General features: G+C 70.5%; 21 protein-coding genes. 15 read left to right on the top strand and 6 right to left on the bottom strand.

Annotation, left to right across the window (positions count from 1 at the left end; genetic code table 11):
* Positions 1 to 19: 19 nt before the first annotated feature.
* The 3 genes from ACIA8L_RS49975 to ACIA8L_RS49965 all read right to left on the bottom strand — a co-directional run bounded on the left by ACIA8L_RS49975 (position 20) and on the right by ACIA8L_RS49965 (position 3,316).
* The gene (locus tag ACIA8L_RS49975; RefSeq protein WP_395916341.1) at positions 20 to 1,231 is read right to left on the bottom strand and encodes a reverse transcriptase family protein; all 1,212 of its coding nucleotides are present in this window, start codon (positions 1,229 to 1,231) and stop codon (positions 20 to 22) included.
* Between the two features lie 174 nt (positions 1,232 to 1,405).
* A complete protein-coding gene (locus tag ACIA8L_RS49970) occupies positions 1,406 to 2,731 on the bottom strand; it encodes an NAD(P)/FAD-dependent oxidoreductase (protein ID WP_395916339.1) in 1,326 nt (441 codons plus the stop codon).
* Between the two features lie 75 nt (positions 2,732 to 2,806).
* Positions 2,807 to 3,316 carry a DinB family protein gene (locus ACIA8L_RS49965; protein WP_395916337.1) on the bottom strand — a complete coding sequence of 170 codons (510 nt, stop codon included), beginning with the start codon at positions 3,314 to 3,316 and terminating at the stop codon, positions 2,807 to 2,809.
* Positions 3,317 to 3,463: 147 nt separating this feature from the next.
* On the opposite strand from ACIA8L_RS49965, the gene ACIA8L_RS49960 reads away from it, so the two are divergent.
* Positions 3,464 to 4,924, top strand: coding sequence for an FG-GAP repeat domain-containing protein (locus ACIA8L_RS49960; protein WP_395916335.1), 1,461 nt, complete (start codon positions 3,464 to 3,466; stop codon positions 4,922 to 4,924).
* A gap of 202 nt (positions 4,925 to 5,126) precedes the next feature.
* The gene (locus tag ACIA8L_RS49955) at positions 5,127 to 6,149 is read left to right on the top strand and encodes a DUF1996 domain-containing protein (protein WP_395916333.1); all 1,023 of its coding nucleotides are present in this window, start codon (positions 5,127 to 5,129) and stop codon (positions 6,147 to 6,149) included.
* A gap of 33 nt (positions 6,150 to 6,182) precedes the next feature.
* Here ACIA8L_RS49955 and ACIA8L_RS49950 read toward each other — a convergent pair whose 3' ends face one another.
* Positions 6,183 to 6,722, bottom strand: coding sequence for a TetR/AcrR family transcriptional regulator (locus ACIA8L_RS49950; protein WP_395916331.1), 540 nt, complete (start codon positions 6,720 to 6,722; stop codon positions 6,183 to 6,185).
* A gap of 81 nt (positions 6,723 to 6,803) precedes the next feature.
* Here ACIA8L_RS49950 and ACIA8L_RS49945 point away from each other — a divergent pair, with 81 nt between their 5' ends.
* From ACIA8L_RS49945 to ACIA8L_RS49910, 8 genes are all read left to right on the top strand, one after another.
* Entirely contained in the window at positions 6,804 to 8,006 is a 1,203-nt protein-coding gene (locus ACIA8L_RS49945; RefSeq protein WP_395916329.1) for an FAD-dependent monooxygenase, read from the top strand.
* Positions 8,003 to 8,443 carry a MarR family winged helix-turn-helix transcriptional regulator gene (locus ACIA8L_RS49940; protein ID WP_395916327.1) on the top strand — a complete coding sequence of 147 codons (441 nt, stop codon included), beginning with the start codon at positions 8,003 to 8,005 and terminating at the stop codon, positions 8,441 to 8,443. The genes ACIA8L_RS49945 and ACIA8L_RS49940 overlap by 4 nt, the downstream gene beginning before the upstream one ends.
* Before the next feature lie 42 nt (positions 8,444 to 8,485).
* Entirely contained in the window at positions 8,486 to 10,786 is a 2,301-nt protein-coding gene (locus tag ACIA8L_RS49935; protein WP_395916326.1) for a hypothetical protein, read from the top strand.
* Between the two features lie 471 nt (positions 10,787 to 11,257).
* A complete protein-coding gene (locus ACIA8L_RS49930; protein ID WP_395916324.1) occupies positions 11,258 to 12,790 on the top strand; it encodes a hypothetical protein in 1,533 nt (510 codons plus the stop codon).
* Positions 12,787 to 14,295 carry a ferredoxin gene (locus ACIA8L_RS49925; RefSeq protein WP_395916323.1) on the top strand — a complete coding sequence of 503 codons (1,509 nt, stop codon included), beginning with the start codon at positions 12,787 to 12,789 and terminating at the stop codon, positions 14,293 to 14,295. The genes ACIA8L_RS49930 and ACIA8L_RS49925 overlap by 4 nt, the downstream gene beginning before the upstream one ends.
* Before the next feature lie 13 nt (positions 14,296 to 14,308).
* A complete protein-coding gene (locus tag ACIA8L_RS49920; RefSeq protein WP_395916321.1) occupies positions 14,309 to 14,887 on the top strand; it encodes a sigma-70 family RNA polymerase sigma factor in 579 nt (192 codons plus the stop codon).
* 501 nt (positions 14,888 to 15,388) lie between these two features.
* Positions 15,389 to 16,036, top strand: coding sequence for a hypothetical protein (locus tag ACIA8L_RS49915; RefSeq protein WP_395916320.1), 648 nt, complete (start codon positions 15,389 to 15,391; stop codon positions 16,034 to 16,036).
* 116 nt (positions 16,037 to 16,152) lie between these two features.
* The gene (locus tag ACIA8L_RS49910) at positions 16,153 to 16,929 is read left to right on the top strand and encodes a DUF4142 domain-containing protein (RefSeq protein ID WP_395916319.1); all 777 of its coding nucleotides are present in this window, start codon (positions 16,153 to 16,155) and stop codon (positions 16,927 to 16,929) included.
* A gap of 94 nt (positions 16,930 to 17,023) precedes the next feature.
* Here the strand turns inward: ACIA8L_RS49910 and ACIA8L_RS49905 are convergent, their stop codons facing one another.
* Positions 17,024 to 17,503, bottom strand: a complete 480-nt coding sequence (locus ACIA8L_RS49905; protein ID WP_395916317.1) for a hypothetical protein — start codon at positions 17,501 to 17,503, stop codon at positions 17,024 to 17,026.
* A 120-nt stretch (positions 17,504 to 17,623) separates the two neighbouring features.
* Here ACIA8L_RS49905 and ACIA8L_RS49900 point away from each other — a divergent pair, with 120 nt between their 5' ends.
* The 4 genes from ACIA8L_RS49900 to ACIA8L_RS49885 all read left to right on the top strand — a co-directional run bounded on the left by ACIA8L_RS49900 (position 17,624) and on the right by ACIA8L_RS49885 (position 20,888).
* Positions 17,624 to 18,166: a hypothetical protein gene (locus tag ACIA8L_RS49900; RefSeq protein WP_395916315.1), complete on the top strand. Its 543-nt coding sequence runs from the start codon at positions 17,624 to 17,626 to the stop codon at positions 18,164 to 18,166.
* Positions 18,167 to 18,180: 14 nt separating this feature from the next.
* A complete protein-coding gene (locus tag ACIA8L_RS49895; RefSeq protein ID WP_395916314.1) occupies positions 18,181 to 18,912 on the top strand; it encodes a hypothetical protein in 732 nt (243 codons plus the stop codon).
* Between the two features lie 106 nt (positions 18,913 to 19,018).
* Positions 19,019 to 19,663, top strand: coding sequence for a LysE family translocator (locus ACIA8L_RS49890; RefSeq protein WP_395916313.1), 645 nt, complete (start codon positions 19,019 to 19,021; stop codon positions 19,661 to 19,663).
* Between the two features lie 10 nt (positions 19,664 to 19,673).
* A complete protein-coding gene (locus tag ACIA8L_RS49885; RefSeq protein WP_395916311.1) occupies positions 19,674 to 20,888 on the top strand; it encodes an RNA polymerase sigma factor in 1,215 nt (404 codons plus the stop codon).
* Positions 20,889 to 20,913: 25 nt separating this feature from the next.
* On the opposite strand, the gene ACIA8L_RS49880 is transcribed toward ACIA8L_RS49885, so the two are convergent.
* The gene (locus ACIA8L_RS49880; RefSeq protein WP_395916309.1) at positions 20,914 to 22,179 is read right to left on the bottom strand and encodes an MFS transporter; all 1,266 of its coding nucleotides are present in this window, start codon (positions 22,177 to 22,179) and stop codon (positions 20,914 to 20,916) included.
* A gap of 66 nt (positions 22,180 to 22,245) precedes the next feature.
* On the opposite strand from ACIA8L_RS49880, the gene ACIA8L_RS49875 reads away from it, so the two are divergent.
* Positions 22,246 to 23,238 (top strand): DUF5937 family protein, encoded by a 993-nt coding sequence (locus ACIA8L_RS49875; RefSeq protein ID WP_395916308.1) that lies wholly within the window; start codon positions 22,246 to 22,248, stop codon positions 23,236 to 23,238.
* The last annotated feature ends 48 nt before the right edge of the window (positions 23,239 to 23,286 follow it).

The following is a 23,286-nucleotide window of genomic DNA, read 5'->3' as shown; positions in this document are numbered from 1 at the left end:
CGTCGAATATGACAGACGATCACAAGCCTGTCGCGGCGGCCGCCCGGTAAAGTTCCCGCAGTTTGGCGGCCCGCGCCGGACGGCCGTGGCCGACCCAGGCGATCCGCCCGAGCAGGTGATTACGAAAATCGGGGTGTCCGTCCCGATTGGCCACCTCGAGGCCGTCGCGGGCGGCGGCGTGCAGGATCGCCCGCAGCCGGTCGTACTCCGCCCGCGCCACCCCGGGCCGCTCGTTCACGACGAGCCCGGCCAGCCGCTGCTGATCGCCCCGCCCGCGCACCCGGGTCTTCGCCGGATGCACGCGAAAACCCTCGTCCGCGGCGATCTCCGAAACCGCACGCACCAATCCACTCGCCTCGAACGAACCGGAAAACGCGAGATCGTCGGCATAGCGCGTGTATTCGGCCCCGAACGACAACGCCAATCCGGCCAGCCGCCGGTCGAGCCGGAACGTGCACAGATTGGCCAGCGCGGGCGACGTCGGGGCGCCCTGCGGCAGGTGCGGAGTACGCAGGAAAATGGAGCCCCGGGCAACATCGAACGGTGTGCTCGTCGTGCACAGCGCGGCAAGGGTGTGTGCGACCGGCTCGGGGTAGCCGATCGAACGGAACAGTCCGTACACCCGCCGCACCGAAATGCTCGGGAAGAACTGCGCGAGATCGAGCCGGACGACCACCCGCTGACCGGCATGCGGAGCGGTGAATGTGTGAACGGACCGCCCCGGCACGAAACCGTGCGCCGCCGGATGCACCGGAACGCGCCCGAGCACCTCGTCCAGGAGTCGCCGTTGCAAATCGCGCAGGAGCGGCTTCGGCGCTTCGATCAAACGCCGGCCCATCCAGGTGTACCGATAGTGCCGGAGCGGTTCACAACGCGTCTTCCGGTTCAGCTCCCGGCGGTCCGCGAACCAGTCGAGGCGATCCCCGTCCAGCTCCAGGAAGTCCGCCAGGGCCGCGAGGTCGTCGAGCACCGGCGTGTCCCACCGCATTCGCACGGTCCGCGTCGGCACGACCCGGCGCGAGACAATGCGGGCCGGCACCCGGGCGGGCAGGTGCGCCGCGATGAAACCGGCGAGCTCATTGGGGCGGTCGGCGGGCTTGTGGGAGTACCCCCGCAAAACGCTTGAAACAACGGCGTCGAGGAAACGCCGGCGGCGCCCGAAGGTCTCGGTGCCGGCTTCCAACAGCGCGGTGCGAGTCCATTCGGGCGCGGCCAGGAACGACAGCGCCAAAGCATGGGCGGCAGCGCGCCCCGACGTTGCCCGGTCGTGCCTGCCCGGTCTCGCGCGAAGCGCGGCGGAGGGCCGGCGGTGTGCTGCGGTGCTCAAAACTGCGCCCCCGGGGTTGCCCCGGAGCGATCACGGCGAGCCGCGATCAGCTCGGGACGCGCTGCCACGGGCGTTACCTTACGGCAGTTTCCCCTGGTACTCCTGCAACGCCCGGCGGGCGAACACCTGCTGGAAGGTGGCGACCCGCTCCGAGCGGCCGCGGCCGATGAAGCTCACGAACCAGTGCAGCACCGCGGTCACCCGGTTCTTGAAGCCGACCAGGTAGAGCAGGTGCACCACGAGCCACAGCAGCCAGCCGAGCAGGCCGGCGAAGTGGAACTTGCCGACGCTGGCCACGGCCGAGAACCGGGAGACGGTGGCCAGGCTGCCCTTGTCGAAGTACTTGAAGGGCTGCCCGGTCTCCTGCCCGGCCAGGCGCTTCTTGATCTGCCCGGCGGCGTGCCGGCCGCTCTGGATCGCGACCTGGGCGACCCCGGGGAGCTGGTCGAGCGACATCATGTCGCCGACCGCGTAGATCTCCGGGTGTCCGGGCACGGTGGTGTCCGGGTTGACCTTGAGCCGGCCGGCCCGGTCGGTCTCGGCCCCGGCCGCCTCGGCCAGCTGCACCGACAGCGCCGGTGCGGCCACCCCGGCCGCCCAGATCTTGGTCGTCGACTCGATCCGCCGCCGCCCGTTGCTGGTCTCGACCTCGATGCCGTCCTCGTCGACGTCGACCACCTTGGTGCTCAGCTCGACCTCGACGCCGAGCTTGTGCAGCTGGCGCAGGGCCTGGGTGGAGAGGTGGTCGCCGAACGTGGAGAGCACGGTCGGCAGCGCGTCGACCAGGATGATGCGGGCCTGCCGGGGGTCGATGTTGTGATACTGCCCCGGCAGGTGCCGGTGCGCGAGCTCGGCGATCTGGCCGGCCATCTCAACGCCGGTCGCCCCGGCCCCGACGACGACGAAGGTCAGCAGCCGCTCGATCACGGCCGGGTCGGTGTGCACCTCGGCCAGCTCGAACGCGCCGAAGATCCGGCCGCGCAGCTCCAGCGCGTCGTCGATGCTCTTCATGCCCGGGGCGAACTCGGCGAACTCGTTCTTGCCGAAGTAGGACTGGGAGGCGCCGGCCGCGACGATCAGCGAGTCGTATTCGACGCTGTAGGCGACGGTGGGCGCGACGACGTCGACCCGCTTGGCCACCGGGTCGATGTGGGTGACGGTGCCGAGCAGCGTCTTGGCGTTCTTCTGGCGCTTCAGCACCTCCCGGATCGGCGGGGCGATCTCGCCCTCCGACAGGATGCCGGTCGCCACCTGATACAGCAGCGGCTGGAACAGGTGGTAGGCCGTGCCGTTGATCAGGGTGACGTCAACCGGGGCGTTCTTCAGCGCCTTGGTCGCGAAGAGGCCTCCGAAGCCGGCGCCGATGACGACCACCCGGTGTCGCGGCTGCTCATGCTCGTCCATAAATCAAGTACACCACCGTTAGGTCGCTCTGACTGTGTGTCCTGCACTACCTGCTGTGCGGTTACTCAGGTCGCTTCACCGGGGCAGCAGGCCGCGCACGTAGGCGGCCTGGCCGGCGTGCTGGACGTCGTCGTCGAGGATGCTCACCAGCCGCACACCCAGCGACACCGGCGGGTCCCAGCGCTCGTCGACGATCCGGTCCAGGTCGTCGTCCTTGAGGTGGGCCAGGAACGAGCGGGTCCGGGCGTGGACGGCGTCGAAGTACTCCAGCAGCGCCTCGGCCGACTCCGGCCGGACGGCGTCGACCTGGTCCGCATCGTGGCCGTAGCCGGAGTCGCCGGCCTGCGCCTTCAGCCCGAACTTGGCCGCGAAGTCCCCGGTGACCCAGAGCTGCTGCGCCCCGTCCAGCAGGTCGGTGATGTGGTCGTCCTGCACCCGGGTGAGGTGCCACACGAGCCAGCCGATCGAGTTGGCCCCGGGCTTCGGCGCCCAGTGCAGCTGCTCGGCGCTCAGGCCGTCGACGGCCTCCCGCACCAGGTCCGGCAGCCGGCCAAACCCCTCGGCCAGCAGATCGTTCACCCGCATCCGTTGACACCCCTTTCAAATGACGACTGCCGCACTGGTACCCCACGAGCGCGCGGCAATGCTTCTACAGCCGGACTGCAGCGGCGCTGCAGCGCCCGTTCATAGCGTTTCGCCCTGTCAACGTACCCGGGCGAAAGGAACCCCTCGATGTTCGCCAAGCGCCTGCTGGCCTCTGCCTTTACCCTTGCCGCCGTCAGTCTGTTCGCCGCTTCCCCGGCCGCCAACGCCTCCGTCGACGCGCTGGCGCTGAGCCCGCTCGCCTGCGACACCCAGACGACCGCCGACGCCCAGCTGGCCACCCAACTCAACGGCGTGCTCACGGCCAAGATGGACGGGCAGATGAACGCCTACCACGTGTCCTGCGCGCGAATGGTGGTCCAGGCCGTGAAGGCCCGCGGCCTGCCCGTGCGGGCCGCGACGATCGCGCTGACCACCACCATCGTCGAGTCCAGCATCTCCAACCTCGACGGCGGCGACGACAGCAGCGTCGGGCTGTTCCAGCAGATCAACGCCTGGGGCACGTTCGCGCAGCGGACCAATCCGACGTGGGCCACCAACGCGTTCCTGGACGCGATGATCCGCAAGTATGGGGACACCGGCTGGATGAGCGGCGTCATCGGCGACATCTGCCAGGGCGTGCAGCGCTCCGACTACCCGGAGCGGTACCAGCCGCAGGCGGCCGACGGTCAGCGCATCGCCGAGGCCCTGTGGAACGCCGGCTCCGGCCCTCGCACGGTCGTCAACGACTTCGACGCCGACGGCAAGAGCGACATCGCGCTGTTCCGGCCGTCCGCGGGGCAGTGGAACATCAAGTCGGCCGCGCGCAATGTGCAGCTGTACGGCTCCTACCCGTACGGCGGCGGTGACGACATCCAGCTCACCGGTGACTTCGACGCCGACGGGTACGCCGATATCGCGCTGTTCCGCAAGACCACGGGCCAGTGGAACATCAAGAGCGTGAAGCGGGGCGTGCAGCTCGTGGCGTCGTACCCGTACGGCGGCGGCGATGACACTCCGCTCACCGGGGATTTCGACAATGACGGGTACACCGATATCGCCTTGTTCCGGCACACGACGGGGCAGTGGAACATCTTCTCGGTGCATCGGGGCGTGCAGATCGTGGCTTCGTATGTTTACGGCGGTGGCAACGACGTGCCGCTCGCGGGTGACTTCGACGGGGACGGTTACTCGGACATCGCGCTCTTCCGCAAGACCACGGGGCAGTGGAACATCCTGTCGCTGCACCGGGGCGTGCAGATCGTGGCGTCGTACCCGTACGGCGGCGGCGACGACATTCCGATGGCCGGTGACTTCGACAACGACGGCAAGGACGACATCGCGCTGTTCCGGACCACAACCGGGCAGTGGAACATCAAGTCCGTGGCCCGCGGGGTGCAGCTGTTCGCCTCCTACCAGTACGGCGGCGGCGATGACATTCCGTTGACCGGTGACTACGACGGGGACGGATACGCCGACTTCGCGCTGTTCCGGGTCACCACCGGGCAGTGGAACATCCTGTCGCCGCACCGGGGAGTGCAGCTCCTGGCCTCGCACCAGTACGGCGGGGGCAACGACTTGCCGGCCACGACCATCCCGACCGGGGCGTGAGCCGCCGCTCAAGCTGGGAGAGCGCTCTCTTTGGGCTGCTTTAAGTGCTGCTTAGATGGCTCCCGGCCGTGGCCGGGAGCCATCTACCATTCCGCCCGTGTCGACGAGGCTTTCGCGGGGTGTTCTGGCCGGTGGTGCTGCGGTTTTAGCACTGGCGGTGGTGGCTGGGGCGCTGTACTTCCGGTCCGGTGACGATGCCTCTGTGCCCTCCGCCGAGCCGGTGAGCGCTCTTTCGTCCTCGTCACCCCTCCCTTCTGACGGCGCGGCCGGGCTCTCCTCCCCGGCGGCCTCCGCTGCTGCGGCGTCCGCTTCGGGCTCCACCAAGGCCCCGGCGGCCGTAGGCGGTTGGGTCCCCATCGACCCCGCGGCGTGGAAAGCCCAGGTCGACGCCTATCAGGCCCTGTCACCCGACCCGGTACCCGCCGGGGTCGGCAACCTCGCGGAGTTCCGGGCCGACTGCCAGTACAGCCACTCGGCCGCCGACGACCCGATCGTCTTCCCGGGGCTGCCGGGCGCCTCTCACATGCACTCGTTCGTCGGCAACAAGGCCACGAACGCCGGCACCACCCCGGCCGACCTGACCAAGTTCACGGCCACGAGCTGCAAGCCGACCCTGGACCACTCCGCATACTGGGTCCCGACCCTCTACGAGGCCGGCACGAACCAGCCGGTCGAGACGACGGGCTTCCGCGTGTACTACCGCACCCGCATGAACACCTCGACCGGCCAGCTCCCGATGCCCAACGGCCTGCGCATGATCGCCGGCGACGCGAAGAAGAGCGTCCCCACCCCGCGCGGCTCGCAGGGCCAGTTCTACTGCGCCTTCTACGGCCCCGGCGACCTGGACGGCATAGCCCGCAGCACCAACGGCAACTGGCCCATCTGCGGCGGCGACGCGACCCTGCACTTCATGCTGGCCTTCCCGGACTGCTGGGACGGCAAGAACCTGGACAGCCCGAACCACAAGGACCACGTAGCCTTCGGCGCCAACAACACCTGCCCGAAAACCCACCCGGTCAAAATCCCGGCGATAACCTTCGACATCCAGTACGGCGCCAAAGGCACGACGGAGGGCTACTACCTGTCCTCCGACAAGCAGGGCCGAAGCGCCTCCTCCATGCACGGCGACGCCTTCGTGATGTGGGACGCCACCACCATGAACAAGCGCACGAAGAACTGCCTCCTCCAGCGCCGCACCTGCGACAACAACGGCTACCAGCAGTAGGGCCGCCGATTTCCGACGCCCGCCCCGGGCGGGTCAGAAGCCCAGCGTGGCGTAGGCGGCGTCCAGGGTGGCCTGGCGGACTTCGGCCGGGGTGGCGTCGAGGTGCAGAACTGTGCAGTCGCCCAGGCCGCCGATCGCCACCGTTGCGCGGACCTGTTGGGCGATGGTCGGGGTCGGGCCGTACATCAACCTTGTCAAGCGGCGGCGCCAGCCGTCCACCTCGGCGGCGAGGTTGAGGTGGGCCAGGACGCTCGGGTCGGTCATCACCATGCTGGTGATGGCTCGGTGGCGGTAGGTGACGTCGAAGTAGTCGGCCAGGAGGCGGCGGGGGTCTTCCTCGTGGGCGGACTCCTCCGCGGCCAGGAGTTCTTCCATTTCGTCGACCAAGGGCTGGACCAGGCCGCGCAGCAGCTCCTCGCGGGACGCGAAGTGGTAGTACAGCGCCGGTTTGGTGATGCCCACGCGTTCGGCGATCTCGCGCAGGCTGGCCTGCTGCACGCCCTTCTCGGCGATCAGGTCCATCGCGGCCGCGCGGATGCGGTCGGCGGTTTCGCTCGTCCTTGGTCTTGGCACCCCCACAGCTTAGTTGACTTACCGGGCGGTAAGGGCTTACCGTCCGGTAAGTAAATAAACGAGCGAGGGGGAGGAAGCGAGATGCGCGTACTGATCAGCGGGGCCAGCATCGCCGGGCCTGTGGTGGCCTACTGGCTGCACCGGGCCGGGTTCGAAGTGACCGTCGTCGAGCGGACCGAGTCGCTGCGCACCGGGACCGGCGGGCACCCGGTCGACCTGCTCGGGCCGGCCGTCGAGGTGGTGGATCGGATGGGGCTCGGCGACGTCGTCCGGGCCCGCCGGACCGCGACGGACCTCATGACCCTGATCCGGCCGGGCAAGCCGGACGTCACCATTCACGGTGCGGAGCTGCTGGCCGGGGTCTCCGACCGGCACATCGAGATCATGCGGGGCGACCTGGCGCAGATTCTGCACGAGTCCACCGCGCGGCACGTGGAGTACAAATTCGGCTGCACCATCACCGGGATCGAGGACGACTCGGTGTCGTTCAGCGACGGGTCGCGGGAGCGGTTCGACCTGATCGTGGGGGCGGACGGGCTGCACTCCGGCGTCCGGCGGCTGGTGTTCGGGGACGAGCGGAACTACCGGCACTTCCTCGGCGCGTATCTCGCCGTCTACACGCTGCCGAACGTCATGGGCCTCGAGGACCAGGTCCTGAACTACAGCGCCGTCGACCGGTCCGTCGCCATCTACCCGACCAACGACAAGAGCCGGGTCCGAGCCGCGTTCCTCATGCGCAGCCCCGAGATCGTCTACGACTACAAGGACCCCGCGGCGCAACGGCGGGTGTTGCGGACGCTTGTGGACGGGCTCGGCTGGGAAGTACCGACGCTGCTGGAAAGCCTTGATGAGGCAAGCGACTTCTACTTCGACGAGATCAGTCAGATCCGGCTGGACAGCTGGTCGCGGGGGCGCGTCACGCTGGCCGGGGACGCCGGCTACGGGCCCGGGCCGGCGGTCGGGGGCGGCAGCAGCCTCGCGTTGGTCGGTGGGTATGTGCTGGCGACCGAACTGGCGGCGGCCGGCGGGGATCACACGGTGGCGTATCCGGCGTATGAGCGGGCGATGGTGGCGACGGTGGCCGGCAGCCGGAGGATCGGGCCGTCGGTCCTGGCGACGCTGATTCCGCGCAGCGGGCTGCAGGTGTGGACGATGGCGCAGGCGTTGAAGGTGCTCCCGAAGCTGCCCCGAGCGCTGCAGCAGCGGCTCACGTCGTTCGGTGGCGGGCCGGCCGCCATGCTCGAGGGCGTCGAGCTGCGCCCGGCCTATAGTCAGGCTCAGTGACCACCACACCGACCGATCTCGGCGTCCTCTCCGCGCAGGTGCTGTTCGCGCTGCAGAAGGAGCTCTACCGGCGCCTCGCCGAGCAGGGGCATCCGCGGCTGCGACCCCGGCACGGTGCCGTGCTGGCCTACCTTGACGCCGGCGGCCGCCGGGCCACCGACCTCGCCGCTCAGTCGGGGCAGCACAAGCAGGTCATCGGGGCGCTGGTGGACGAGTTGGAGGCGCTGGGGTACGTCACCCGGCGCCCCGACCCGCAGGACCGCCGGGCCAAGCTCGTCGTCCCCACCGAGCAGGGTCTGGACTTCATCGCCCGGTCGCGGGCCGTCCTCGCCGAGATCGAGGCCGGTCACGCGGCGGAGGTGGGCCCGGAGGCCTACGCCGCGTTCAAGTCCGTGCTGATCCGCGTGGCCGCGCGCCAAAGGATGAACGCGCCGTAAAAGCCGGACATCGAGCGCGCGACCCCGGTAGGAAAGCCTCTCATGGCCCTGCTGGCGGAACGGGACGGATCGGACACGCGCCCCGAGCGGGCCGGTGGGCGCCTGCGGGTGCGGTGGAGCTCCGGCTGGTGGCCGGCCGGCCTGGTGTTCGCCGCGACCGGCGCCGTCCTGCACGCGTACGGTGTCTCCCTCGTCACCTATCTGGCGTTCGCCGTGTACGTCGGGCTCGCCGTCACCCTGCCCGGCCTGCTGCTCTGGAGGCTCATCCACCGCGGCTCCCGCGGGCTCGGCGAGGACCTCGCGGTGGGCACGGCGGTCGGCTACGGCGTCGAGGTCCTCGCCTACGTGCCCGCCCGCGCGCTCGGTTTCCCGCTGGCCGCCCTCGCGGTCCCGGTCGCGATCATCGGTGCCTTCACATTCTTCAAAAGCCTGCGCCGGGGGTACTGGCGGTGCGCCGAACGATCCCCGGCCGCGCACTCCTGGACCCTGGCCGGCATCGCCCTGGTCCTGCTGTTCTGGAGCACGGTCTACTACCGCCACCACGGCTTCGGCTGGCCCAGCTACGGCAAGCCCGACATCGACCTGACCTTCCACCTCGCGCTGGTCGGCGAGCTCAAGCACCACATGGGCCTGGTCACGCCGTGGGTGGTGAGCGAGCCGATCTACTACCACTGGTTCGCCTACGCCGACATGGCCGCCACCAGCTGGGCGACCGGCATCGAGCCCTATGTGCTGGTGACCCGGCTGTCCATGCTCCCGGTGATGTACGCGCTGGTCGTCGCCGTGGCCGCCGTCGGCCGGCGGGTCGGCGGCTCGTGGACGGCGGGGGCGGTCACCGCGCTGGCCACGTTCTTCGCGCTCGCCCCGGACCCGTACGGCTGGGTCCAGGACCTCTTCTACCGCGACTACGGCTTCAACGCGACCGAGGACGGCTCCAACTTCCGGCTCACCCTGTGGACCAGCCCGACCCAGACGTTCGGCGCCCTGCTGTTCGTCCCGCTCATGCTCGTCCTGCTCGACCTCCTGCGCGAGCACGGCGGCGATCGGCGCCGGTGGATCGCGCTCCTGCTGCTGCCGGCGGCGGTGATGGGGGCCAAGGCCAGCTTCCTGCCGACACTGTTCTGCGCGCTGCTGCTCGTGGTCGCCGTCCACTTCGTGCGGCACCGCCGCCTGCACCGGGTGGCCGGCGCCGCATTGGCGGTCGTGTTCGGCTGGCTGGTCTTCGCGCAGCTCGTGCTGTTCGGCGGGAAGAGCCAGGGCCTGGGTCTGGGGCCGTTCGATGCCATGCGGCGCAACCCGGCCGGGGTCACAACGCATTACACAGAGGATCCGCGGGGGTACCGCCTGCTCGTGCTCCTCGCTTTGACCGTCCTCGGCTGGCTGGCGATCTGGGGCGGCGCCTTCGGTCTCCGGCGGCGTCTCCTGCATTCGGATGCGTTGCTGCTGCTGGGATTGGGCCTGGCCGGGTTCTCGATTCTGGTGCTGTTCGGGCACTCCGGCGGGCAGGCGGAGGGGTTCTTCCTGCAGGGCGCGCGCCCGTATCTGGCCGCGTTGGCGGCTTGGGGGGTAGTTCGCTCTTTTCGGTGGCGCTATGGACTCCTGGCCTTCGCGGCCGGTGGCGTTTTGGTGTATTTACTGCGTTTTGCAACGGGCGGTGAGGTGCCGGTGATCGGGCCTTCACGTCACGCGGCGGCTGTAACGCTTTCGCTCGTGTGGCCATGGGCCGTGATGGCCGCCGTCGCTCTTGTAGTGCTCTTGCTGGCGCGCCGTACGCCGGTCTTGTATGGCCTTATGGCGGTGTTTCTCCTGGGCTGCACCGCGCCCACCGCGGTGCGGCAGGTGGCCTACGCGGTCGAGGACGGGCGCGCCAACGGCTGGAGCGATCGGGCCGACCTGTGGCCGATCGTCACCCAGGGCACCCTCGAAGCCGGCCGCTGGCTCCGCGACCATTCGTCCCCGAACGACCTCGTCGCCACCAACATGCACTGCGCCTACGAGGGCCGCCGCGGCCACTCGCCCTGCGACCGCCGGCACTTCGGCATCGCCGCCTACAGCGAGCGTCGGGTCCTGGTCGAGTCCTGGGCCTACACCGCCGCCGCGCACGAGCAGGAGGCCCTGCAGGGCGTGCCGCAGGAGCACACCGTCTATTGGGACCCGCAGCTGCTGGCCGACAACGACAACGCCTTCAGCAACCCGTCCCCGGCGACCATCGCCGTCCTGCGCGACCGGTACCACGTCCGCTGGCTCTTCACCGAGGACGACATCATGCCGCCGTCGCCGGAGCTGTCACGCTACGCGACGCTGATGTTCCGCTCCGGAGCCTGCGCGGTCTACCGGATCTGATCTCCACCGTCGTACACATGTTCGTCCACAGGCTGTGGATAGCACGTGTGTACGAACCTCGCGGGTGCCGTGTCGCACCGGTTGTGTGGGTCCGAACGACGAGATCAATCACTGGCTCAAGGGTTTCCGAAAGCAGCCCTAAAGGCTACTTAAGAAAGCCCACAAAATCGAAGAAGGTTACCGTTCGAAGTTGATTGGTCACGCCGATTCCTATCGGTTGCACCATGTGCTGGTGGCGAGTCACAAATCGGACAAATACCCACGGTGGACGGCCGGTGAGCGCTCAGTGCTGGAGCTAGTGGATCAATAAAGAACTTTAACAGTCTTTGAATTCGGCCTGTTGATCATGCTCCGCACCCTTGTCCGGGCTCGATGAAACTTAAATTGACCCATTCCTCAGGCCTTGCCTACGTTGGTTTGGCCGGTTGGTGGAAACCGCCGGAACCAGCTCAACAGGATTGAGGATCTGCAATGGTTCAGCCGCACCCGTCGGGCTCCGACGGGGTCCAGTCGCCGCGCGGTCGATCCACACCGGGGGGTCCGCCGTCCGCGGGCAACGTCGCGCTCGCGGTCCTGGCCGGGCTGCTGCTGCTCGGTGTTGCGACCGGAGGCGGGCGCGAAACGCTGGCCCAGCTCTTCAGCTTCCTCGTCTTCTACTGCGGCGTCTTCACCCTGGTGTCCCTGTCGCTGACGGTCATCATCGGCCTCGTCGCCACCGACCGCATCATCCTGGTCGCCCGGCACCGAGTCTGGGTCCAGTCGCTGCACCGCACGCTCGGCATCGTGGCCATCGCCTGCCTCGCCCTGCACATCGGCACCGAGCTGACGGCCGCCCGCGTCGGGGTCTTCGGCGCGCTCGTGCCGTTCACCACCGCGCCGTTCGCCGTCGGGGCCGGCACCATCGCGGCCTACCTGATGGTGATGGTCATGTGGACCGGCATCGTCCGTGCCCGCTTCGCCCAGACCGGCCGGCCGTGGATGTGGCGCCCCCTGCACGCGACCGCTTACCTCTCCTGGCCCGTCGCCATGTGGCACGGCCTCAACGCCGGTCGCCCGCCGGCGGTCTGGGTGACGGCCAGCTACCTGGTGCTGCTCTTCCTCGCCACCGCCGCGCTCGGACTGCGGCTGTCGGCCGAGCGCAACCGCCGCCAGCAGAAGCTCGCCGCCGACCGCACCACGACCGAGATCGCGGCCGTGCGGTCGGAGCCGGTCGGCTACGAGCGCCGCCAGCCGCGCTTCGGCAGCCGCTTCCGCTGGGACGCGCCGCCGGCCGACCAGACCTGGTCCACTCAGGACGGTCCGAGCGACATGCGGGCCGAATACCGCCGCGAGCCGGCTCCCGTCGACATCACGCCGGTGACCGCGATCCCGTCCTACGAGGAGAGCTTCGTCGAGCCGTTCGCGGCCACCGAGCGCCCGGCGTTCTCGACCCGCGAGCGCGCGATCCTCCGCGACGAGCGCCCGACCTTCTCCACCAAGGAGCGCCCGGTCTACACGGCCGGCGAGCGCTTCGCCACCAAGGAGCGCCCGATCCTCGGCAAGGATCGCCCGCACTTCTCGGACGACGTGCCCCCGCCGGCCTATGACGAGCGCCCGGTGTATGACGAGCGCCTCGCCGAGCCGGACCCGTACGTCGCCGACGAGTACTACGACGAGCCCGTCCCCGCCTACCGCGGTGTCGCGTCGGCGCCGGTCTTCGACGAGTACGACCCCTACGCCGACTACGCCGAGCGTCCGTCCTACAACGAGCCCGTGGTCGACGAGCCGCTGACGCTGCGGGACCGGTTCGCCGCCCGCCGGGCCGCGCACGCCGCCGTGGAGCCGGAGGTCGAGCCGGACCTCTACGCGGCCGACGACACGCCGACCCTGATCAACCTCGACACCCGGCGGGTGCTGCGGCAGGAGCGGGAGCAGGAGCGGACCGGCCGCCGCGGCCGGCGCTACCGCGACGACGATGACGACGATGTCGCGTTCTGGAACCAGATCCGGGGCGAGGCGCGATGAGCTCGAGAAGCCGCGGCGGTACTGCCGTTGCCGCGCCACAGGTCCCGACCGTCCTCTCGATTGGTCCGGCCCGCCTCACCGCCGGCCTGGACCGGGCCGAGCGGCTCGACCTCCGCGCCCACCAGCAGGTGCACGGCCCGATCGGACCGCTCTCGCTGCGCGCGATGCTCGAGCTCAGCGAGGACATCCGGCTCACCGGCCGCGGCGGCGCCGGCTTCCCGTTCCACAAGAAGATCAAGGCGGTCGCCGACGCCGTCGAGCGGCGCATGCTCGCGCCGTTCGTCGTGGTCAACGCGACCGAGGGCGAGCCCGCGGCGTGGAAGGACAAGGTCCTGCTGACCCGCGCGCCGCACCTCATCCTCGACGGTGCCGCGCTCGTCGCCTGGGCGCTGAAGGCCGTCGAGATCGTCCTGTGTGTCGCCGACGACGGGGTGGGGGAGCGCTCGCTGCTCAACGCCCTGGCCGAGCGGGACATGCCGGTGCCGGCCCGGGTCGTTCGAGTACCGCACCGGTTCATCTCCGGTGAGGGCGGCGCACTCGTGCAGGGCATCAACGGGTTCCCGCACATCCCGCCGGGCATCAAGCGCCGCGCCGCCGAGGGGGGCGTGGAGGGGCAGCCGACGCTGCTGTCCAACGCCGAGACCTACGCGCAGCTGGCCATCGCGGCCCGGATGGGGCCGCGGCGCTACTGCGAGATCGGCGACGCGGAGAACAAGGAGCCGGGCACGGTCCTGCTCAGCGTCACCGGCAGCGCCCGCCACCCGGCCGTCGTCGAGTGCCCCACCGGCACCCCGCTGGAGGAGGTGCTCGACCTGTGCGGCGTGCCGGCCGGCCCGGCCGTGCTCACCGGCGGCTTCCACGGCCGCTGGCTGGACATGGCGGCCGCGTCGCGGGCCATGGTGTCGCGCAAGGGTATGACCGCGGTCGGCGGAGCGCTCGGCGCCGGGATCATCCTGCCGATCGGCCCGGACACGTGCCCGGTCGGCGAGGTGGCGCGGGTCGTGCGGTACCTCGCGGCCGAGTCGGCGGGCCAGTGCGGCCCGTGCCGGCTGGGCCTGCCGGACCTGGCCCGGGCCGTCGACGGACTCAACTCGGGGGCCGGCGACCCGGCCGTGGTCCGGGCGGCCGCGGCGGCCGTCAAGGGGCGCGGTGCGTGCAGTCATCCCGACGGTACCGCCGGCTTCGCGACCTCCGCTCTGGAAGTCTTCGCCGACGACCTGGCCCGCCACGCCCGCTCCGGCGACTGTGGACGCCCGGTCGCCAAGGTGCTGCCGGTGCCCGAGGCCCGCGAGGAGCTCAGCACCCGGCGCCTGCACGTGGACTGGTCCCGCTGCGACGGCCACGGACTGTGCGCCGACGTGGCCCCGGACCTCATCAAGCTGGACGGCAACGGCTATCCGGCCTTCCTCGATACGCCAGTGCCGGTACGACTCGAAAACGTTGCCGCGCAAGCGGTTGCGGTGTGTCCGGCCCTCGCCCTCCGCATGGCTGCCCCGAAACGGTGAAACGGTGACGTTGATGATTGAGGCATACGGTTCCCGAACTCAACGGCACGCCTCCGGACCCCGCGATGCCGATGACGAACTGCTCGTCGCGCTGTACCGCGAGCACGCCGACGCCCTGCTCCGCTTCGTCGCCCGGCTGACCGGCGGCGACCGGCAGCGGGCCGAGGACATCGTGCAGGAGACCCTCCTGCGGGCCTGGCGCAACGCGGACCGCTTCGATCACAACGCGGTAGGCTCCCTGCGCCCGTGGCTGTTCACGGTGGCCAGGCGCATCGCCATCGACGAGCACCGCAGCGCGAGCGCGAGGGTCGGTGAAACCTACGGCCAGGACCTCGACGAACTCTGGATGACCGAGGCCACCCAGTCCGACGAGACCGAGCGCGTCCTGGCCAACATGGTCGTGATGGACGCCCTGCGCAGCCTGTCCCGCGCCCACCGCGAAATCCTGGTCGAGACCTACCTCCGCGACCGAACCGTCAACGAGGTCGCCGAACTGCTGGGCCTCCCTTTGGGCACAGCGAAGTCCCGCGTCTACTACGCGCTCCGCTCCCTACGAGCCGCCCTGGACGCCCGCAACGGCACCACCCGCTGACCGCCGCCATCCCCTTGAGCCAGTTCACCTGCCCGCCGCCGAGCGACCCGTCCGCCGGCGCCGCATCAACAGTTCGAACGACACCGACACCAACGCCAGGCGCACTCGCGGCACCGACAGCTCAATCGCTCGTCGCACCGACAGCACGAGCATTCGTCGCATCGATACGTAGGCCGCACCGCCTCGCACCATCGTGCCGCGCTCTGCACCATCGCGCCGCCCGGCACCACCGCGCCGCGCCCCAACGGCGCATCGCACTCCAGCATTCCGCCCGACATATCCGACTTATCGCCCGTCAGGGCATTTGCCGGCCTCCGAGTAACGCCGCAGGTCAGAACGTCTGAGCTTCGTCCCAGTTGTACGGAGCCGAGGCCACAAGGGTTCGAAGAAACTCACAGCAATGTTTGTGAATTTGTCCACTGTGGATCCCTTCAGTCTCGGCCCCACCCGCCCCACGTACCACTCGGCGGAACACGAAATACGCCAACCGAGGAGGATCCAGTGGCAGCAACCAGGCTCACCGCCACCGTGGCGGGATGCGCCGCGGCGGCGGCCGCGCTGGCCGCCCTGACCGCGTGCGCGCCCCCCGGCGCGAACACCGACAACACCAACGACGTGGCGGCGCAGCAGCAGGTCCCGGCCCTGAACGAGGTCGGCGGCGAGAGCCTCGCCCCGGTTTCGACCGCGCCGCCGGTGCCGCTGACCACGACGCTCAAGGCGGCGTCGATCCCGAAGATGGGCAAGGTTGTCACCGACCAGGACGGCTTCGTCCTGTACCGCTTCGACAAGGACACCGCCAAGCCGCCGAAGTCCAACTGTGTCGACAAGTGCGCGCAGGTGTGGCCGCCGGCGATCACCGACGGCAACCCGGACCTCTCCGGTGTCGACGCCTCGGTTGTCGGTACCGTCACCCGCGCCGACGGGTCCCGCCAGATCACGCTGGCCGGCTGGCCCGTGTACCGCTACATCGGCGACCCGAAGCCGGGTGCCTGGAAGGGTCAGAACGTCGGCGGCGTCTGGTTCGTCGTGGACCCCACCGGCAAGAAGAACCTGACCTGCCTGCCCACGCCCGCCCCCACCGCGGTGCAGCCGCCGGCCGCCTCGGCCGAGGCCACCTCAAACGGTGACGGCGGATCCGGCGGCTACTGATGTACTCCGTCGAGCCTGATGGCGCCGGACCCCGGCCGTGGCAACGCCGCCGAACGTGGCCCTGGGTGCTACTGACAATCGTCGTGGCCGCAGGCATCGGCATGGCTGTGCCCTCCGTGCGCGCTGCTCTGACCGGTGGTCAGGCCGGCTCGGCGGACCCGGCCGGCTACGTGCCGGCCGCCAACAACGCCAAGGCTCCCGTGCAGGTCGCCGCGACCGGTCCGCAGGCGACCGGCGGGGCCCTGCCCGCGGGCTACACGATGACCAGCTTCGGCCCGCTCGGCCCGCTCGATCGCGAGTTCCTGGTCAAGGTGCGCCAGGCCGGCCTCTGGGAGGGCCCGGCCGGCAACATGGCGCAGACGAAGTCCGGTGACGATCGCCTCAAGGAGGTCGGTCGCCAGCTGGCCACCGACCACAAGGGCCTCGACACGCAGGTGCGACAGGCGTCCGCGCAGCTGGGAGTGCCGCTGCCGGACAAACCGAGCGATGAGCAGCAGGGCTGGCTCAACGAGATGAGCGCGGCCACGACCCAGCAGCAGTTCGACGACGTCTTCTCGAACCGCCTGCGGGCCGCCCATGGCAAGGTTTTCGCGCTGGTGTCACAGATTCGCGCCGGCACCCGCAACGAGCTCGTCCGCACCTTCGCCCAGACCGCCGTCAACGTCGTCATGAAGCACATGACGCTGCTGGAGAGCATCGGCAACGTCAACTTCGCGGCGCTTCCCGAGCCTGTCAGCGCCGCCAATCCGGCGACGAAGGCCAGTGGAACCCCCGACGCGACCTTCCACCCGGATGCCATCTGGGCGGTTGCCGGACTGGCCGTCGCCATCGGTGCCATCGCCGCGTTCCGCATGTTCCGCGGCTCGCGGGGCCGGCGCCGGGCCGCTTTCTGAGCTCGCTTCTTCTCAACCCCTGAAGACTCCCCTAACCCCCTGAAGACCTCGGCGCCGTCGAGTGCAAGGAAGGCCTCGACGGCGCCGAGCCCAGTCACAGGTGACTGTTGTCCGATATGCCGGGTGCTTCACGCTCGGAGATATCGGACTTATCGCCGTTTTCAGCGGCTTCCCAGAGCTGGGCGGCCTGGGCACCTTCGTTGAAGGCGCGCAGCACTCGCAGCCGGGCTTCTCGCGTCTCGAGCCACCGGTTACGGCTCGCCCAGCGCCGCTCGACCTCGGCCGCGGCGATGCTGTGCCGCCGGCCGAGGTACGCCGCGACCGCCACTCCCACCGGCACCACCAGCAGCGCAGGGACCAGCGCGGTGGCCGCGAGGCCGGCCCCGGCCACGATCACCAGCGCGCTCCCGGTCAGCAACCGGGCCCGGGAGAGGTCCGGCCCGGCCGCTTGTTCGCCGTCGAGGCGGATGGCGATCACGCCGTCGTATTCCCGCCGATCGGCGCTTTTCCCGCGGGCCGGATCATCGCGACCGACGAGGTAAGGGCCTGTGTCGTCGAACACGACGTACAGCATCCGATGATCCTAAACACGTCGGTTTTGCGGCCCGTCATCGACTGTTATCGTGCGCTAGGCCCATAAGGGCCGCCGGTTACCGGACACGGGGAGGACACGGTGACCTACGGGGGTAACACCTTGCCTGTCGGCGAGGTGCCGGCCGATGTCGGCCAGGCCGCACTGGCTCGCGGGTTCGGCCCGCTGGTGAGCCTTCGGCAGCTGGCCAACGCGCGCAACCGGTTCATTCTGTGGCTGGTGATCTCGATTGCGTGCCTGGGCCTGCTGATAGCGACGAGCGCGCTCGGCAGTCGCCTCAGCATTTTCAGCGGTTGGTACTCGATCGTCCGATTCATCGGCCTGTTCTTCTGCTTCGGCATGGTCGGCGCTCTCGTCACCGCCATCCGGCAGCTGGTTGTGGGCAATCGTTCGTATTTTGTCTTCAGCGAGGGCTTCATCTACCGACACAACGGGAAGGTCCAGGCGTACTCGTGGCCTGAGACCACCGGACTGCAGTCGGTGCTCGGCACGCGCGGCGAAGGGGCCGGCAAGCTGAGCCACTACAACCTGCTGCTCCAGGGAAACGCACCCGTCATGATCCCGATCGACATCGTCGACGGGCGGGACGAGTTCCTGGACCACCTCATCGCGGCGCTGAGCCGCCACGGCCGACCGATCACCTGACAGGAACCCCTGCTATGCAACCTGGATACCCCTCGGACCCGAACGCTCCGCAGCAGCCGCCCGCATACGGGCAGCCGCCTCCGGCGACACCTCCGCACGGCCAGCCGCCCTACTCGGCGCCCCCCGCCTACGGACAACCGCCGGCGTCGGACTCGCACGGGCAGCAGCCCGCGTATGGCCAGCAACCGGCCTACGGGCAGCAACCGTCCTACGGCCAGCAACCGGCTTACGGCCAGCCGCCGAACTCCGCTCCGCCGGCTTACGGCCAGCAGCCCGCTTCGGCGCCGCCCTACCCGCAGCCGGACTCGGCCCCGCCCGCTCAGTCCTACGGCCAGCCGCCGAACTCCGCCCCGCCCGCGTATGGGCAGCCACCGAACTCCGCCCCGCCGGCTTACGGCCAGCCGCCGTACGGTCAGCAGCAGCCCTACGGGCAACAGCAGCCCTACGGGCAACAGCAGCCTTACGGCCAGCAGCAGCCGTACGGTCAGCCGCCCGGGGTGCCGGGAGCGCCGGGCGGGCAGCCGCACTACATGCAGGTGCAGCAGGGGACCGAGGCCAAGAGCGCGCTGGCGCAGAAGGGCCAGCGGGACATCATCTTCGGCCTGATCTGGATCGCGGTCGGCGTCGGCGTCACCGTGTGCACCTACGTGGCGGACATCCCCGTCTACGTGGTCGCCTGGGGCCCGATCATCTGGGGCGTGATTCAGGTCGTCCGCGGTGTCATCAACATGGCTCGCGGGCGCTAGGCCCTAGACACCCGCTCGGTTCGGCGGGGTGCGGTTCGTCCGGGCCCCGCCAGTCGATGCGAATTGGCCGTTCAGCCTGCGGCACCAGGCGGGCATTGTGGGGGACATGATCTCTGTTGGTGCGGTTGTGGGTGTCGCGCTCGTGGCGCTCGGGATGGTGCTCACGCCGGGGCCCAACATGATGTACCTCGTCTCGCGCAGCATCACCCAGGGGCGCCGGGCCGGCATCACCTCGCTCGGCGGTGTCGCGGTCGGCTTCCTCGTCTACCTGGCGCTCGCCGCGACCGGGCTGTCCGTGATCTTCGCCGCCGTCCCCGCGCTGTACACGACGGTCAAGCTGGCCGGGGCGGCATACCTGGCCTACCTCGCCTGGCAGGCGGTCCGGCCCGGCGGCACGTCCGTGTTCGCGCCGGTCGAGCTGGAGCCGGACTCCAACCGACGGCTGTTCACGATGGGGCTGATGACCAACCTGCTCAACCCCAAGGCCGCCATCATGTACGCCTCCCTCATCCCCCAGTTCGTCGACGTGCGCGCCGGCCATCTCGTGGCCCAGGCGTTCCTGCTCGGCGGTGTGCAGATCGTCGTCAGCCTGCTCGTGAACGCCGGGATCGTGTGCGCGGCCGGGAGTATCGCGGCCTTCCTGGAGCGGCGGCCGACGTGGCTGCGGATGCAGCGGTACGTCACGGGCACGCTGCTGGGGCTGATCGCGGTGAAGCTGGCGACCGACAAGGCCCGGCCGGTCGTGGTGTAGAGATGGTGATGTGACGGTCGAGGAGGAGCTGCGCACGCTCGCGCCGCAGGTGCTGGGCATTCTGATCCGGCGCTACGGGCAGTTCGACGCCTGCGAGGACGCCGTGCAGGAGGCCCTCCTCGCGGCCGCACTGCAGTGGCCCGCCGACGGTGTGCCGGCCAATCCGCGCGGCTGGCTCATCACGGTCGCCGTGCGGCGGCTGACCGACCAGTTCCGCTCCGACGACGCTCGCCGGCGCCGGGAAGCGGCCGTGGCCGCCCTCGAGCCCGAGCCGTCCGAGGCGGTGCCCGACCACGACGACACTCTCACCCTGCTCTTCCTGTGCTGCCACCCCGCCCTGTCCCCGGCGTCGCAGCTGGCCCTGACCCTGCGCGCCGTCGGCGGCCTCACCACCGCGGAGATCGCCAGCGCCTTCCTCGTCCCCGAGGCCACCATGGCCCAGCGCATCAGCCGCGGGAAGGCCAAAATCAAGTCCGCGGGCGCCCGGTTCGCCCCGCCGCCCGCGCCGGAGCGGGCCGCCCGCCTGGAGGTCGTGCTCCACGTCCTCTACCTCATCTTCAATGAGGGCTACACCGCCAGCTCCGGCACCGACCTCCAGCGCGGTGATCTCACCGCCGAGGCGATCCGCCTGACCCGCGAGGTCCACCGGCTGCTCCCGGCCGACGGCGAGGTGGCCGGCCTGCTGGCGCTCATGCTCCTGACCGACGCCCGCCGCCCGGCGCGCACCCGCCCGGACGGCACCCTGGTCCCGCTGGCCGAGCAGGACCGCTCGCGCTGGCTGCGCCCGATGATCGACGAGGGCACCGAGCTCATCACCCGCACGCTGCCGCAGGGGCCGACGGGCCCGTATCAACTCCAGGCCGCGATCGCCGCGGTCCACGACGAGGCCGGCGACGCCGCGGCGACCGACTGGCCGCAGATCCTCGCCCTGTATCAGCTCCTGACCAGGGTCGTCCCGAACCCGGTCATCACCCTGAACCACGCCGTTGCCCTCGCCATGGTCAAGGGCCCGCAGGCGGGGCTGGAGCTGCTGGCCACCCTCGACACCGACGACCGCATGGCCGGCCATCACCGCTTGGCCGCGGTGCGTGCGCATCTGCTGGAGATGGCCGGATCGCACGCGGAGGCCCGCCGGTGGTATGCCCTCGCCGCCAAGCGCACCACCAGTCTTCCCGAGCAGCGATACCTCGAGCGGAAGGCCGCTGCCATCCCTGTTGAGTTATGAACCAACGCGTTTGTCGGCCGTGAGTCTAGGCACCAGGTACGACACTTTTCCCGGCCAACGAACCAGCGTACGACGGCGCGCCGGAGCCGATCCGCCCCACGGTGGCGATCGCGGCGGCCAGGAGCGTGGCCGCGCCGAGCAGGCCGATCACCAGGCTGGCCGGCAGCGCCTCGGCGAGCAGGCCGGCCAGCGCGGGCAGCAGGCCCTGCGCGGTCATCAGGCCGGTGCTGAGCAGGCCGAAGGCCTGACCGCGGCCGTCGGCGGGCAGCGCGTCCCGGAACGCGGCCTGCACGCCCAGGCCGAACGCGAAGCCGGTCCCGACCACGATCAGGGCTGCGGCCAGCACCGGCCAGGACAGGCCCCAGGCGGCCGGGGCGGCGAAGGCCAGGCAGGGCAGGCCCATCAGCGCGATCAGGGTCGGGACGAGCCGTTCGCGGCGGGCGGGGGCGAGCAGCCGGCCGACGATCAGGTTGCCGGCGACCATGCCGACCGGGATCGCCGCCAGCAGCCAGCCGGCGGCGCCGATGGGGAAGCCGCGCTCGGCCGCGTAGGGGACCATGAGCGCCTCGGCGCCGGTGATGAACGCGGGCGGGAGCCACTGTACGAGGAGCAGGCGGCGTACCGTGCGGTCGCGCAGGAGGGCCACGTTGCCCTGCCAGCTGACCGCGGCCAGACCACCGGACCTGGGCGTGGGCCGGCGGCCGGCGGCCGTGGGGGCCGGGAAGTCGGGCAGGGCCAGCCGGGTCCAGGCGGCGGCGACGACGTGGCCGAGCGCGGCCAGGAGCATGGCGTTGCGGCCGCCCAGCGTGGCGACGGCGAGACCGGCGCCGGCCATGCCGACCAGCTGGGCCAGCGATGAGGCGACGTTGGCCAGGGAGCGGCCCAGCACGTAGGCGTCGCCGGTGAGGGTCTCGGCGATGAGCGCGTTCTGTGCGCCCATGAAGACCGGCGTGAGCAGCGCGGCCGCGGCAACCAGCGCCAGCGCGGCCCAGACCGGGAGGTGAACGGTGGCCAGGACCGCGGCCACGGCCGCCTCGGCCAGGTAGCCGAGCACGATGAGCAGCCGTGGGCGGACCCGGTCGGACAGGGCGCCCAGGACGCTGGCCCCGATCAGCTGGGGCAGGAAGCCGATGCCGTATGCGAGGGCGGCCAGGGCCGGGGAGTCGGTGGCGGCGTAGACGAGCAGCGACAGCGCGACGATCCGCAGGGTGTCGGCCAGGATGCTCAGGGTCCTGGTGCCGAACAGGACGCGGAATGTGTGGTCGCGCAGCACCGCCGTGTAGGTGGTCATGAAGTTCAGGCTGGCCGTGGTCGCGACTCCACGGGACTCTTACGTCCAGGGACGTAAGGTCGGGGCATGTTCCGGCTCGAGGTCGCCGCCGAGGACCTGCTGCGGACGCGGTTCGCGGTCTCGCCGCTGTTCGAGCTCGGGGGCCTGCTGCGGCGGCTCAACGGGCTGGCGCCGCTCGGGCCGTTCGCGCGGCTGCGGCCCGTCTACGCGCGGCTGCGTGCCGAGACCGAGCTCGACGCGGTGGTGGCGCTGCACACGGCCCGATACGGGGCGGACTTCGTCGGGCCGCCGCCCACCGGTATGCAGCAGACCTTCGCCGCTGATCTGGCCGCGGTGCGGGCGACACCGTTGGACGTGGCCCGGCGGGAGATCGAGCGGGCGCTGGCCCAGGGGCCGCGAGTCGGTGCGGAGGCCTTGCGGGTGCTGCGGTCCGAAAACGTGGTCGAACGGCTGGCCGTGGCGCTGGAGGTCGCCTGGCGGGAGCTGCTGGCGCCCGGCTGGCCGCAGCTGCGGGCGATCTGTGAGAGCGATGTGGTGCACCGCGCCGGGCGGCTCGGCGAGGGCGGCTGGGCGGCGGCGTTCGTGGGGCTGCACCGGCGCGTCCGATGGCGGGACGGCGCCATCGAACTGGCGGATCGGCCCGATTCCGGCAGCGGTGATGTACGGGTCGTGCCGTCGGACGGGGAAGGGCTGTTGCTGGTGCCGTCGGCGTTGATCTGGCCGGGGGTGGGTGCGTACACGGAGGCGCCCTGGCGGCGGGCGATCGTGTATCCGGCCCGAGGGGTGGCGGCGCTGTGGGAGCCGGTACCGGTCGGTGGTGGCGCGCTGGGTGAGCTGGTCGGACCGTCCCGGGCCCGGGTACTGCTGGCACTGGAGGAGCCGGGGAGCACCACGCAGCTGGCGGGGCGGCTCGGGCTGGCCGTCGGCGCCGTCGGGGATCACCTGGCCGTGCTGCGGCGATGCGGGCTGGTGGACTCCGCTCGGGCCGGGCGGAGTGTGCTGTATCGGCGGACGGCGCTCGGGGACGCCCTCGCGGCCCAAGGTGCGGCCTGGGCGTGATCCTTCTCGGCAAAGCGGGGCCGGGGCCGGGTGGCGGAACTAGGCTGC

The organism is Dactylosporangium sp. NPDC051541 (assembly GCF_044454505.1).
Taxonomy (GTDB): Bacteria; Actinomycetota; Actinomycetes; order Mycobacteriales; family Micromonosporaceae; genus Dactylosporangium.
This window is presented reverse-complemented; position numbering and strand designations above follow the sequence as displayed.

Coding starts and splice junctions, on each gene's coding strand:
- ACIA8L_RS49970 (WP_395916339.1), bottom strand. CDS start 2,731: ATGGACGAGCATGAGCAGCCGCGACACCGGGTGGTCGTCATCGGCGCC.
- ACIA8L_RS49965 (WP_395916337.1), bottom strand. CDS start 3,316: ATGCGGGTGAACGATCTGCTGGCCGAGGGGTTTGGCCGGCTGCCGGAC.
- ACIA8L_RS49960 (WP_395916335.1), top strand. CDS start 3,464: ATGTTCGCCAAGCGCCTGCTGGCCTCTGCCTTTACCCTTGCCGCCGTC.
- ACIA8L_RS49945 (WP_395916329.1), top strand. CDS start 6,804: ATGCGCGTACTGATCAGCGGGGCCAGCATCGCCGGGCCTGTGGTGGCC.
- ACIA8L_RS49935 (WP_395916326.1), top strand. CDS start 8,486: ATGGCCCTGCTGGCGGAACGGGACGGATCGGACACGCGCCCCGAGCGG.
- ACIA8L_RS49930 (WP_395916324.1), top strand. CDS start 11,258: ATGGTTCAGCCGCACCCGTCGGGCTCCGACGGGGTCCAGTCGCCGCGC.
- ACIA8L_RS49925 (WP_395916323.1), top strand. CDS start 12,787: ATGAGCTCGAGAAGCCGCGGCGGTACTGCCGTTGCCGCGCCACAGGTC.
- ACIA8L_RS49920 (WP_395916321.1), top strand. CDS start 14,309: ATGATTGAGGCATACGGTTCCCGAACTCAACGGCACGCCTCCGGACCC.
- ACIA8L_RS49905 (WP_395916317.1), bottom strand. CDS start 17,503: ATGCTGTACGTCGTGTTCGACGACACAGGCCCTTACCTCGTCGGTCGC.
- ACIA8L_RS49895 (WP_395916314.1), top strand. CDS start 18,181: ATGCAACCTGGATACCCCTCGGACCCGAACGCTCCGCAGCAGCCGCCC.
- ACIA8L_RS49890 (WP_395916313.1), top strand. CDS start 19,019: ATGATCTCTGTTGGTGCGGTTGTGGGTGTCGCGCTCGTGGCGCTCGGG.
- ACIA8L_RS49880 (WP_395916309.1), bottom strand. CDS start 22,179: ATGACCACCTACACGGCGGTGCTGCGCGACCACACATTCCGCGTCCTG.
- ACIA8L_RS49875 (WP_395916308.1), top strand. CDS start 22,246: ATGTTCCGGCTCGAGGTCGCCGCCGAGGACCTGCTGCGGACGCGGTTC.